Below are 14,086 nucleotides of genomic sequence, written 5' to 3'. Positions count from 1 at the left end.
ACCTTATGTCAATACATATATTAGGCATACGACATCATGGGCCCGGCTCTGCCAGACATGTGAAGGAGTACCTTGAAAAGACGAGACCTGACATTGTGCTGGTTGAAGGTCCTCCTGAAGCAGATGGCATCCTGGAATGGGTAGGTAATGAACACCTGGTTCCGCCAGTGGCCATTCTTGCCTATCAGCCGGATGCTCCACAGAAAGCGGTATTCTATCCGTTTGCTGAATTCTCTCCGGAATGGCAGGCTATCTTATACGCCCGTAAAAACAAGATCCCGGTGCGTTTCATGGATTTGCCCATGGCTCACCAATTTGAATTAAAGGCAGCAAGAGAACCAAAGGTAGACGCTGAAGAAGCGCCTTCACTGAATAGTACTCTTACTCCTCACATACCCGATGCCCGTACTGTAAAATATAATCCAATCGCTCATCTGGCCGGTGCTGCTGGTTTTGAAGATGAGGAGAAATGGTGGGAACATATGTTTGAGTACAGGCAGGACCCCGAGGAAGTATTTACCGCTATAGCAGAAGGTATACAGGCATTACGCCAGGACCTGCGCCTGCCTTACGACAGAGAGGAACAGCTGCGTGAAGCACATATGCGCAAAACTATCCGGCAGGCAGAAAGAGAAATGTTCACGGAGATTGCCGTTGTCTGTGGTGCATGGCATGCTCCTGCACTCATTAATATGCCCAAAGCAAAGGATGATAACGACCTGTTAAAAGGACTCCCTAAAGTAAAGGTAGCGACCACCTGGATCCCTTGGACATACAATCGTCTTAGTTATAGCAGCGGCTACGGTGCTGGTATCAATTCGCCAGGATGGTACGAACATAACTGGCGTTACCCTACAGATGATGGTTCCCGCTGGATGTCGCGTGTGGCAAGGCTATTCAGGGATCAGCAAAAAGATATTTCTGTTGCGCATGTATTGGAAGCGGTTCGTCTCTCTTCTGCCTTAACAGCTATCAGGCAGCTACCTAAGCCTGGTCTGGAAGAACTGAATGACGCTACGCTTAGTGTGCTCTGTAATGGAGAAGACTTCATGCTGCAGCTTATCAGGGATGAGTTAATTGTCAGTGATAAGATCGGTGAGGTTCCTTCAGATATCCCCCGCCCTCCATTGCAGACAGATATCGAAAAACAGCAGAAGAGATTACGTTTGCCACAAACTGCCGACTTTAAAGATTATGTACTTGACCTTCGTAAGGAGACAGATCTTGATCGTAGTATTCTTTTACATCGTCTTGAAATGCTCGGTATTCAATGGGGGCAACGTTATGGCACTAACGGTAAAGGTACCTTCAAAGAACAATGGCGCCTGCAATGGGATCCCGGCTTTTCAATTGATATCATCGAGAAAGGTAGCTGGGGTAATACAGTAGAAGAAGCTACTTCTCAATACGTACAACATCAGGCACGTACTACTACTTCTCTGAAAGAAGTATGTACCTTACTCGAAACAGCCATCCCTGCTGAATTGCATGCTGCCGTAGAAGTATTAGTCCAGCAGGTGAACAACCTTGCTGCTGCTACAGGAGATGTAATGCAGTTAATGACTGTCATTCCAGGTCTGGTGCAGATCAGCCGCTATGGTAACGTCAGGAAAACGGATGCGACGCTTGTAGAGAGTATCACTGCCGGGATGATCACACGTATCTGTATCAGTCTGCCTCCAGCCTGTATTGCTATTGCTGATGATGCAGCAACAGAATTACTGGAACTCATCTATGGAATGAATGACGCTATCCTGATCTTACAGGAACTAGAGCTTACCACACAATGGCAACAAACCCTCTTCCAGGTAGCAGGCAATGATAGTACCGCTCCAATCATCGGAGGTTATGCTACCAGACTATTAACAGACCACAGACAAATTGGAGGCAATGAACTGGTAAAAACGTTCAGTTATGCTATGTCTGCTGCTGTGCCACCTGTAATATCTGCAGCGTGGCTGGAAGGATTTCTCAAGGGAAGTGGTACGCTATTACTTGTAGATAATGATCTCTGGACCGTTGTATATAACTGGATGCATCAGCTGGAAGAAGAGGCCTTCAAACAACTACTGCCTTTACTGCGCAGAACCTTCTCTAATTTCAGTAAAACAGAAAGAAGGAAACTGGGGGAAAAAGCAAAAGGTGGTACCACCGGAATCACAGGCCTGCATCAGCAGGAAATGGACAACATAGATACTGCAAGAGCGATGAAAGGTGTTCCTGTGGTATTACAAATGTTAGGTATTAAATAGTATTGTATGGATGATCTGAATAAATGGCGCCTCGTATTGGGAGGTAGTGATGCAGACGGCACTGGTTTCTCTCTCAGTGGACAGGAACTGCAGATGGATAAAACATTGGAGGCACTTTATGATAGTGAGAAAAAAGGAGGCCTTGGCCCCTCCTCTCCCAACGTTAGTCGCTGGCTGGGTGATATCCGTACATTCTTCCCAGCCTCCGTTGTGCAGGTCATGCAACGCGATGCCATACAACGCCTAAACATTACACAGCTCTTACTTGAAAAGGAAATGCTGGAAAATGTAGAACCTGATGTACATCTCGTAGCTACATTACTAACGTTACGCCATGCCATTCCTGATAAAACAAGAGATACAGCCCGCCAGGTAGTAAAAAGAGTGGTAGATGATCTGTTGAAAAAGCTGACACAGCCTACCTTACAAGCTATCACCGGTAGTCTGCACAGAAGCATTCGCAACAAGAGGCCCCGTCACAATGAGATCAACTGGCACGCTACTATACTCAAGAACCTACAGCATTATCAACCTGAATACAAAACTATCATTCCCGAAACCCGTATCGGTTATGGACGAAGAACAACCTCTCTGAAAGACGTAGTTCTCTGTCTTGATCAAAGTGGTTCTATGGGAACTTCTGTTGTTTACTCTGGTATCTTCGGATCTGTAATGGCATCAATACCTGCCATCAAAACCCGCATGGTGGTATTTGATACTGCCGTTGCTGATCTGACTGAAGAATTGAAAGATCCAGTTGACCTGTTATTTGGCGTACAATTAGGAGGAGGTACAGATATTAATGCCGCACTGTCGTACTGCCAGCAGATCATTACAAAACCTGCTGATACAGTACTGGTGCTGATCACAGACCTCTTTGAAGGAGGCAGTGACGATAACATGCGGAAACGTGCAGCTGAACTGGTTGCTGCCGGTGTACAGGTGATCGTGTTACTGGCGCTAAATGATGATGGCGCTCCTGCTTACGATTATAGCAATGCACAATACTTCTCTAATCTTGGCATTCCTGTTTTTGCCTGTACACCAGACAAGTTTCCTGATATGATGGCGGCAGCACTCAGCAAGCAGGATATCAACGGCTGGGCTGCTAAAGAAGATCTGGTATTGAAAAAGTGATTACTTTACTTTGAGCCACTCATCATCCTGGTAAATGACACCATCTGCCAATGCTTTTTCAACAGCTTCCTGCAGATCTGTTTTCAGGTCTTCTGTTACCCGGGCAAAACCAAGTGTCTTTGCAATAATGGGTATGGCCGCAGTCATCGTAATAGCAATGGCATCACCTACCACCTTTTCAATCACTACCTGCAATTCTTCCGGCGCGATATAAGTCATCTTACGCGATGCAGAAGGCAGATTCATTCTGCTGCGCACCAATGGTGTATCCATTGTCGCGTTCCACAGAAACTCTTCTTTTACTACTACTGAATCATTTCCAACAGCATCCGCAATAGCCTGTTTCAATACCTCGCGTATTCTGTTACCCACACGTGATACATCAGCCGCATCTAATATTCTGCGAGTTACTTCTTCCACATGAACCGGGCTTTCGACACGCACTACCATTTCCAGCCATGATCTTAATTTATCTGCCGGATGCTGATGCAGATCTTTTGTTGCTATTTCTTCCGGCAATACTGCCATTTCATACAATGGTACATCACTCTCCTCTCCTTCATCTTCTCTTATCATCGTATAATCTTCCTCAGGGATAGCATCCATTTCCTGATCATCTCCATTTCCTCCACGTGCATTTTCAATAGCGGATATCAACCTTCTCAATTCTCTTGCAGGATGACGGAACCAGTCTGTACTCCATACATTATAAATGTTCCAGCCCATATTCTCCAGCACCTGCTGACGCAACCTGTCCCTGTCTTTTGCAGAACGTGCTGCATGATATGCCGCACCATCACACATAATACCGAGAATATATTTACCCGGATGCTCCGGATCAACTACTGCCAGGTCTATATAAAAACCTTTACTACCTATTTGCTTCTTTACATTATAACCAGCTGCTGTCAGATGTTCCGCAACAAGCGTTTCAAAAGGAATATTCACCGGCATGCCATCAGTATATCCGCTTTGCATGGATCCATGCTGCGCGAAATACAGGAAGTTCTTTAACGCGCGTACTCCTTCACTTTCTGTTTTAGTCAGATCGATATCATCAGATGTCAGATTGGTAAATACTTCACAGCGTTGCTTTGCTCTTGTGATCAATACGTTCAATCTCTTCTCACCACCTTCGTTATTCAAAGGACCGAAGGATAGATTCACATTACCTTCCGGCGTACGGCCATAACCAATACTGATAAAGATCACATCTCGCTCATCACCCTGCACATTCTCCAGGTTCTTTACAAAGAACGGTTCATGTGGATGTGCCTTGAAGAACATTTCTACTTCAGGCATTTTCTTCCTCGCTGTTTCCAGTGACTGCTGTATTGCCTGCATCTGTGCGGAACTGAAAGCAACAACGCCAAGACTCATGTCCGGATGATTTTTTGCATGTTCAATTACCGCTTCCGTGATGGCATCTGCTTCCCGCTGATTTGTTCTTGTTTTACCCCGATCGTATGTTGCATCTTTTAAATGATGATATACTAATCCCATTTTGTGTTCTGCACCAGGACTAGGGAAGATCACTAGCTTGTCTTCATAGAATTCATGATTGGACATACTGATCAGCGACTCATGCCGGCTACGATAGTGCCAGCGTAACATTCTCTGCGGTGCTCCCTGTGCATCACACATTCCCAGGATGCTTGGCATATCTGCTGTTACATTTTCCTCATCATCGACTTCTTTCATCAATGAATCAAAGAAAGTGCTTGGTGGTAACTGTTTGCTATCCCCTACCACCACCAGTTGTTTTCCTCTCAATAAAGCACCCAATGCATCCACTGGTCTCACCTGACTCGCTTCATCAAATATCACAAGGTCAAACTGCAGCGATCCTGGTGGTAAGAAGTTCGCAATAGAAAGAGGGCTCATCATGAACACAGGTTTAATAGCTTGTATGGCCAATCCTGCAGACTGCATCAGTTTACGTATAGGCATATGTCTGGCCTTCTTGTTAAACTCAGTCCGCAGCACATTCACCTGTCCGCCGGCTTCCAGCGGAGGTACACCATCCCAGTGTTTTAATGCCGCTCTTGCTCTGTTATATTGCAGGTTAAGTGTATCTAATTTTACAAACTGTTTCACTGCTGCTTCATGACTTGATCTTTCAAACTTGCGTAGTGAAGCATGCGCTATCAATGCTTTTTCCCACAGATATTCATACCATGTTTTCTGCAATGCACCCTTTAATGCTGTCACACTTTCCGGCCAATATGCAACTGCATCTGTCAATGTTTGCAACCCCTCTGCTGACGCAGTTTCTACAAGATTATTCCAGGAAATGACATGATGTATTTCTGGCAATCCTTTACTCCATGATTGCGTCAACAGGATCTGATCTTCATAAGGTCGTTGCAGTAATGGCGTAATCTCGCGGAAGCGTTTTTTCTCATTCAGTGCAAATGCAGTAACCATAGCATCTATTGCAGCACCCTGTTGTTGCAGGTGTTTCAGCAATGTATCATAGTAGCGCTTCGCCGTTTCTACCGGTTCATTTTTCTCCAGGTAATCTAAGATCACAGCAGAACAAGTACTATAACTGATCTGCTTATGTACTTCCGTTAAATAGTTAGTAATGCTTTCCAGCAATTCCCAGTTTGCCTGTCCCTTCTGCAAACGTTGTCCAAATAACTCTTTCGCAAGCACTTCATGTTCCTGCAATAATTTATTCAATCGCCTTGCTTCAAGAATAGCATCAATACAGGACAACTTTCCCTGCAAGTCATCAGGTGCACCCGCTCTGCACAAAGCAGCTAACTGACGATTCGTTTTATTATAGTCGCCGTTTAAAAACTTATACCACTTATCTCCAAACGCCAGTAAGTGCTGTCGCATTTCAAGTACCTGCTGATCCCATGCTTCAGGAATAAGAATAGGATCATATACCTGGTGGATCTGTCGCAGTCGTTTACCTGTTTCAATGAACTCTTTGATATCTTCTTTCTGCTGCAGCCACGCAGGATGTTTTAATTGTACACCTGATATATCCGGACGAACGGATGCGAGTTGTACAAAGAAAGACAGATCCATACTATGCTTCCTGTTGAGAGGCATTGGTAATCCAACCTGTCCTGCGATAATTGCGCTTTCATGTTGTAAAGCAACAGTGGTACTTTCTGCTTTCTCTAATACCGGTATTAATTTATCCTGACCTGCTGGCGTCAATACTGTTAACTCACTTCCCCAGAATAATAATGCTGAAGGTATCCCTGTTTCAACCAATCTGTTCTCGATCCTTGTTGCCATTGCTTCTGCACGTTGCATGCGCAATGCATTCCATGAATCAATATCAGATACAGCTATACGTGGTAGTTCTATTGTTGCAAACTGTTCTTTCAATTTTAACAGATAGCCCATCAACTGGTGAGGAGTAATGCCACTTTCTCCAACGGGCGTGTTTACAGCAATACTATAATCATTCAACTCTTTCCTGTAATCATCGAGTAATATTACTTCCTGTTGCAGTTGAAGAATAGCAGGCTTACCCAGTTCCAGCGTTCTCCTTAGCTCCTGGTGCAGCTCTTTCTTATTGGCTTTGTGACTATGCAGTTCAAGACAAGCCTCTCCCAATTGAATGCTGTCCAGCCTGCGTTTCACGACTTCCAACGCAGCCATTTTCTCAGCAACGAACAATACTTTTTTTCCTTCACCAATTGCATTGGCAATAAGGTTAGTAATGGTTTGTGATTTACCTGTACCGGGAGGTCCCTGTATTACCAGGTTACGTCCTTCCTGCACAGCCAACATTGCCAGTAACTGAGAACCATCTGCATCAACTACCTGGTGTAATTCATGTGCTGTTGTTTCAGTATCAATAAATGCATCTTCACGGATATCCGGTGCATGCTCTTTGAATCCATCTCCAAATAAACTTTGCAGAATAGGATGTTCAGCAGGCTTTTCATCAGCAGGCCATCCATCACTGTCAAGGTCATGATACAACATTAGTTTACCGAAAGAGAAGAACCCAAGTTCAACCGCATCCGTAACCACTTCCCAGTTCTGCATACCGTTGATGGCTGCATCCACCTGCCCGATATAATCAAGTACTGCTATTTCATCTGCTTCCGGCATATCAGGTATCGTAATACCAAATTCTGCTTTTATCTTAGTTTGTAAACTAAGATTCATTTCTACCTCACTACCGGTATAGCGTAAACGAAACCTTTCTCTTGCACTGGAACGTTCAAGAGAAACAGGTATTAATATCAATGGCGCCTGCCGTTGCTCTTTACCATTATCTTTTTCATACCACTTCAACATCCCCAATGTGAGGAACAGAATATTCACACCCTGTTCTTCCAGGCTGGTACGTGCAGCATAGTAAGTATTCAATAACCTGTTCTGTAATGCAGTAGCAGTTTCAGTTGTCTGCAGACGAGTATCATATACTACCTCTTCCGGTTCCTGCAAAGGCAAGGAAGGTTCTGCAACATCAACTTCTTTTTCTTTCTTTTCTTTTGAATCAGTTTTGGGAAGAAAAGTCATTGCTTTTCCCTGCTTCACCAATACTTCATATATATTAGCAACGCTTTCCTGTTCAATATGCACTCCACGACTAAGGGGTAAACGATAATTCAATAAAGGGTTACGTAGTCCCAGATCCAGTAGCTCCCGACGTGAGGCCTCGAGTTTAATAAGGATTGATTCCTTCATGTACAGTTCGTTGTAAGAACACAAAAAAATGATAATTTATGTTAAGAACGATTGATGGGCATAATTTATTCTAATGATATTACCATTACCTTTATTCTTAACTATTTAGAAAGAAACGGCGTGTATCAGATATTATATTTCCTCTGGGGTACAGATTGGCATATAGCATTGAAAATCACCGGGTATGTGCTTATTTCACTTTCCTTTCTTGGGGTGGTAGGCACTATTTTGCTGGAAAACCGTAACCCGGTTAAGGCGATGGCTTACATCATGTTGTTGGTCTTCGTTCCCATACTGGGATTAGTAGTATATTATTACCTGGGTAGAGATCTCCGCAAGAAACGGCGTTTCACCCTGAAAGGCAGTAAAGATGAAACGTTGATGTTGCGATATTGGGAGTCGCAGCGAAAAGAAATAGAACATTTACAAATACAACTCAGACACCTGGTGGCAAGTAAGCAGGAAATATCTGCCATGTTACTGAATACCCGGCACTCCGTACTTTCGCGTGATAATCGTGTGCAGCTCTTACTGAATGGAGAAGAAAAATTCCCCGCAGTGATGGAAGCATTACGAGCAGCAAAACATCATATACATATTGAGTACTACATTTTTGCCGCTGACGATGTAGGAAATGAAGTAGCCAATATCCTGATTGAGAAATTAAAAGAAGGAATAGAAGTCAGATTTATATACGATGATCTGGGAAGTGATAACATAGGAGACATTCCAGATCTGCTGGAAGAACATGGTGCAGAAGTCTTTGCTTTTTCACCTGTACTGATCAACTTTTATCTCAACGCTAATTATCGTAATCACAGAAAGATCATCATCATAGATGGAGAAGTAGGATTTACAGGAGGTATCAATATGGATGCCCGTTATCTGAATAACGAAAAACATCCGATATTCTGGAGAGACACGCACCTGAAACTGGAAGGCGATGTTGTGAATTTATTGCAGTTGCAATTCATGATGAGTTACCGTTACTGCAGTAAAAATACTTTTCCTTTCGGTCCGCCTTACTTTCATCGTTCCGATCTGCGAGAGAATTGTTTTGTGGATATTGTTGCCAGTGGTCCTGATTCAGATTTTCCTATGGCGATGCAAACTATTCTGATGGCGATCAATGTGGCAAGGCGTTCTATCCGCATCAGCAATCCATACTTTATTCCAAACGAACAAATATTAACTGCCCTACAGATGGCAGCACTGGCGGGTAAAAATGTACAACTGATTTTACCTTTCCGCGGAGATTCTTTTTTTGTTCAACACGCAGCACAATCTTACATCAAGTCAATGCTTGATGCCGGCGTGAAAGTTTATTTCTATCAAAAGGGTTTTATACATGCGAAGTCAATTGCGATAGACGATAATCTTGCTATTGTTGGTTCTGTTAATCTGGATTACCGGAGTTTCTATCTGAATAGTGAAATTGCAGTAGTGGTTTATGACAAACAAGTTGTGCATAAATTAAACTCGGCTTTCGAACAGGACTTGCAAGATTCTGTTCATATTGAACGACGTCTATGGAAAAACCGTTCCATCTGGGAGCGGTTTATAGATGCAGTATGTAGACTGTTGACTCCATTATTGTAATATACAATTATGGCTCATCGCTACCCTCCTCAAGATCTTCATGTCTGTCACCTCCTAAACTATAATAATTATTTTCTTCGTCTTCTTCACCGATCCGTTCATTCTCGTCATCAAGATCTGCTCCCGGAACATCCAGTCCATCCTCTCCTTCCTCCTGGTCAGACAGATTGCCAGATGAATCTCTCGCCAGTTCATTATTGATACGGGAAGACCTGGTTACCTTTTCCACATCGAGCTCTTCCTGCTCACCTCTGTAAGTGATATCTTCATTTGCAGGATACGCAGGATAACCTGGGAATTTTTCGTCTTCATTCAGTTCGGACTTTTTATCTGTTGGTTTTGCCCCTTTCTTTTTCATAATCTTTCTTTTTAAGTTCTGCTGAAAAAGTTGTGCCAATCAGATGTACAGGAAGATTGTCCACTCTTAATTACTACCGATCATTTTTAAACATACCGGTTTTGGAACTTTAATTTCCTGACCAGTAGCTTTTAGTAACCCGGTCGTTTTATTTCTTTTAAACACTACTACATTATCAGTATTCTGATTTGCCACTAATAAAAAGTTACCATCAGGGTCTATCATAAAATTGCGCGGTGCTTTTCCACCGGATGACTGTTCCCCTTTTTTTACCAGTTGTCCATTTTTACGGTCAATACTATAGATCACAATATTGTTCAACTTATCTCTGTTGGAGGCATACAAAAATTTTCCATCCGGAGAAACGTGAATGTCTGCTCCTGATATGGGTCCTTTGTAAGTAGCAGGTAAAGTTGATATCGCCTGGAAGGGATTCAGTTTACCTCTTACATTATTAAAGCCTGTAACTTTTCCATCCAGTTCATGAATCACATATGCCCACTTTCCATTGGGGTGAAAAGTAATGTGTCTCGGACCAGATCCGGGAGGCAACAAAGCATATCCCGTATCTGCCGGCATGAGTGGTAATACATCTCCCTGCTTATAATTGTAAATGACCACCTGGTCGATGCCAAGATCTGACACATACAATGATTTATGATCCGGACCAAATACGGTACAATGCACATGTGGTTTTTCCTGTCGCTCTTTATTTGGACCGGTACCGGTATGTTCTATTGTCTGAACCGGTGCGTCAATTTTTCCATCAGCACGAACAGGCAATACCGATAAACTTCCTCCTCCATAATTTCCCACGATTACATATTTGCCATCTTCATCGGTAGTGATGTAACAAGGTGCAGCACCACCCGAGGGTTGCTTATTCAGAAAAGTCAATTCACCACTTGTCGTATCCCAGGCAAAAGCACTTACTCCTCCTTCATTATTTTCATTCACTGAATACACATGCTTCTGATCAGGTGCAATCACCAGGTAAGATGGATTGTCTACATTTTTGGCAGTGCTCACAAAACGCAATGCACCGGTAGTAGTATTAAATGCATAAACATTAATTCCCTCTTCCGCACTTTTTGTATAAGTGCCTATCAATAAATATTTTTCCTTAGTTGTATCAGTTTGCGCCGACAGCATAGTGGAGGTTAATAAAACGGTGGAAGTAAGTAAGGCATTGAGCATAAACCAGGACTTTTTAGATAAGACAAATTACTAAATATGATATAAAGTAGAAAAAAGCATTTTAAACCTCATATTTCTCAACTGACCCTGTTTTGAACCAATCATATTACCCCTTGCGAGATCGTCGAAATTTAAGGAGATAATGAGCTCACTATAAAAATATCTAATAAATTGATTTTCAATAATTTAATACTTTTTGGGTAAAAATAGCCCAGTCCGAAGAAACGGACCGGGTACTGTATACTTCTAATTTAACCTTAACTTTAATCGTTATTCATTCTATTAAATGAATAAATAATATTGGAGTAATGTTACATTACATTGAATTGCAATGCTTCATTAATCCATATAGTTAGATCGCGAAATAGTTTTTTGGTAAATTTTCCAGGAAATCCGGTGGTGAATAAATTTATAGCAGATGTCAACTTGCTCTCATAGAAATTGGCTATAAATAAATTTCAACCTTGCTTCGTTAGAAATTCTTCGTGGATGAAAATTCGTTCAGTCGTGTCATAGGTTCGGTCTGGCTCATCTCTTTTCAGGGTTCCATATTTTGGTCGACAAACGAATATAGACAAAAAAAATACATGCTCATAGAAAGCATGTATTTTTTATTTTCAATTCAATATTATTTTTTAGCGCCCCATATATACCATCAGGATTTGTACATCACTTGGGTTCACTCCACTGATCCTGCTCGCTTGTCCTAATGTACGTGGACGAATTTTATTAAATTTCTGTCTAGCTTCATTACTTAATGAAACAAGTTTTGAATAATCGAAACTATCAGGTATGATCAGATCTTCCATCTGACTCATTCTTTTTACCAGGTCGATTTCTTTTTCGATGTAGACTTCATACTTGATTTGGATCTCTGCCTGTTCCAAAGTTTCATCGCTAAACTCAGCAAGTGCTTTTCCAATTTTAGCTACACCATTCTTCATAGAGAAAATATCAAGAGATGGTCTTAACAAAATCTGATAGGCGCGCATCCTTTGAGGAAGTGGCGAAGAATTTTTCTCTGCCAGCAGATGATTAATTTCTTCAGGATCGATTGGCAATTCTTTCAGGATACTTTTTATCTTCTCCACTCCTTCTTTCTTCAAGGTCACTTTGTCTAACCTGTTTTGTCCGGCGAGTCCCATCTCAAAACTTCTTTCAGTCAAACGGAGATCTGCATTATCCTGTCTCAACAAAGTTCTGAATTCAGCTCTCGAAGTAAACATGCGGTAAGGTTCATCAGTACCTTTATTAATCAGGTCATCAATCAGTACTCCGATATATGCTTCGCTCCTCTTCAACACAAATGGCGCCTGACCACTTGCTTTCAGGTGAGCGTTGATACCTGCCATCAATCCCTGACATGCTGCCTCTTCGTAACCAGTTGTTCCATTGATCTGTCCTGCAAAAAATAAATTCTGAATCTGCTTAGTCTCCAGAGAGAACTGCAACTGGGTTGGTGGGAAGTAATCATACTCTATCGCATAACCCGGACGGAACATTTTCACATTCTCAAATCCTGGCACCAACTGCAGTGCTTTATACTGTACATCTTCAGGAAGCGATGTTGAAAAACCGTTCACATAAATCTCTACAGTATTCCAACCTTCCGGTTCTACGAATAACTGGTGTCTATCTCTTTCGGCAAACCTGTTGATCTTATCTTCAATACTTGGACAGTATCTTGGACCAACCCCCTGGATCCTTCCCTGAAACATCGGCGATCTATCAAAACCAGTCTTCAGCATCTCGTGTACCTTATCACTGGTGTAGGTAATATGACAACTTCTTTGTTGTTCCGGTTTGATCTTCTCAATATCCAAATACGAAAACCCGGTGATCACATCATCACCTGGTTGCTCTTCCATTTTTGAATAGTCCAGACTTCTTGAGTCAATTCTTGGAGGTGTTCCTGTTTTCAAACGGTCACTTTCGAAACCGAGGGAAACAAGTTGTTCGGTAATTCCGGTCGCAGCTTTCTCTGCTACCCTACCTCCACCGAACTGTTTATCTCCTATGTGCATCACTCCGTTCAGGAATGTGCCATTAGTTAATACAACTGATTTTGCCTTTATCTCATGACCGAGTCCTGTCACCACACCAAAACAAACTCCATTTTTCACCAGCAGTCCCTTCACCATGTCTTGGTAAAAGTCCACATTAGGCGTTTGCTCCAACGCTTCTCTCCACTTTGCAGCAAACAGCATTCTATCATTCTGGGTACGTGGGCTCCACATAGCTGGTCCCTTAGAACGGTTCAGCATGCGGAACTGTATCATTGACTGATCTGTAACTATACCAGAGTATCCACCTAAAGCATCAATCTCTCTTACTATCTGACCTTTAGCGATGCCTCCCATTGCCGGGTTGCAACTCATCTGAGCTATAGTTTGCATATTCATGGTTACCAGCAAAACCTTGGACCCCATATTTGCAGCAGCTGCCGCCGCCTCGCAACCGGCATGTCCGGCGCCTACCACAATAACATCGTAAGATGGAAACATAATCTTGTTTAAATAGAAATGCAAAAGTACATAGAAGGAAGGATATATGATGTTCCACGTGGAACATCTTGTAGAATGTTTAACAAGGTGTTTATTCCTCGGATCGAAATGGAAAATTGAGTTGAACCCAAGCTTCTCGTCTAATCATATCGACTCCCTACTCTGGAACTATAAACTAGGATTGTTAGGTAGGGCACATAGAACAAAATGTAATTATCCAACTGAAATAAAAAATAGCGCAATCAAATCAATCCCAAATAATACAATCCGGAACTACTCACCTACTTCTTTCGGGAATCATTTTATCCATTCAGTTTAATCCAGGCACCTTCTTTTTAAAAGGGTATCTGTTTTCTACCTATATCAGAGGT

The 14,086-nt window shown here is 42.4% G+C and carries 7 protein-coding genes; 3 read left to right on the top strand and 4 right to left on the bottom strand.

What is annotated here, in order from left to right:
* Positions 1-5 precede the first annotated feature (5 nt).
* Entirely contained in the window at positions 6-2,252 is a 2,247-nt protein-coding gene (locus tag BLR32_RS06065; protein WP_089829530.1) for a DUF5682 family protein, read from the top strand.
* Between the two features lie 6 nt (positions 2,253-2,258).
* A complete protein-coding gene (locus BLR32_RS06060; RefSeq protein WP_089829528.1) occupies positions 2,259-3,389 on the top strand; it encodes a VWA domain-containing protein in 1,131 nt (376 codons plus the stop codon).
* Here BLR32_RS06060 and BLR32_RS06055 read toward each other — a convergent pair whose 3' ends face one another.
* A complete protein-coding gene (locus BLR32_RS06055) occupies positions 3,390-8,057 on the bottom strand; it encodes a DUF3320 domain-containing protein (RefSeq protein WP_089829526.1) in 4,668 nt (1,555 codons plus the stop codon). It lies immediately after the preceding gene.
* A 120-nt stretch (positions 8,058-8,177) separates the two neighbouring features.
* Here BLR32_RS06055 and cls point away from each other — a divergent pair, with 120 nt between their 5' ends.
* The gene (gene cls / locus BLR32_RS06050; RefSeq protein ID WP_176842179.1) at positions 8,178-9,656 is read left to right on the top strand and encodes a cardiolipin synthase; all 1,479 of its coding nucleotides are present in this window, start codon (positions 8,178-8,180) and stop codon (positions 9,654-9,656) included.
* A gap of 7 nt (positions 9,657-9,663) precedes the next feature.
* Here cls and BLR32_RS06045 read toward each other — a convergent pair whose 3' ends face one another.
* The 3 genes from BLR32_RS06045 to mnmG all read right to left on the bottom strand — a co-directional run bounded on the left by BLR32_RS06045 (position 9,664) and on the right by mnmG (position 13,715).
* On the bottom strand, positions 9,664-10,014 hold the full coding sequence (locus tag BLR32_RS06045; protein WP_089829523.1) for a hypothetical protein: 351 nt from the start codon (positions 10,012-10,014) through the stop codon (positions 9,664-9,666).
* 66 nt (positions 10,015-10,080) lie between these two features.
* A complete protein-coding gene (locus BLR32_RS06040) occupies positions 10,081-11,211 on the bottom strand; it encodes a lactonase family protein (protein WP_089829522.1) in 1,131 nt (376 codons plus the stop codon).
* A gap of 635 nt (positions 11,212-11,846) precedes the next feature.
* Positions 11,847-13,715 (bottom strand): tRNA uridine-5-carboxymethylaminomethyl(34) synthesis enzyme MnmG, encoded by a 1,869-nt coding sequence (gene mnmG, locus BLR32_RS06035; protein WP_089829521.1) that lies wholly within the window; start codon positions 13,713-13,715, stop codon positions 11,847-11,849.
* Between the last annotated feature and the right edge of the window lie 371 nt (positions 13,716-14,086).

The sequence above is a fragment of the Chitinophaga filiformis genome, from assembly GCF_900102545.1.
Taxonomy (GTDB): Bacteria; Bacteroidota; Bacteroidia; order Chitinophagales; family Chitinophagaceae; genus Chitinophaga; species Chitinophaga filiformis.
This window is presented reverse-complemented; position numbering and strand designations above follow the sequence as displayed.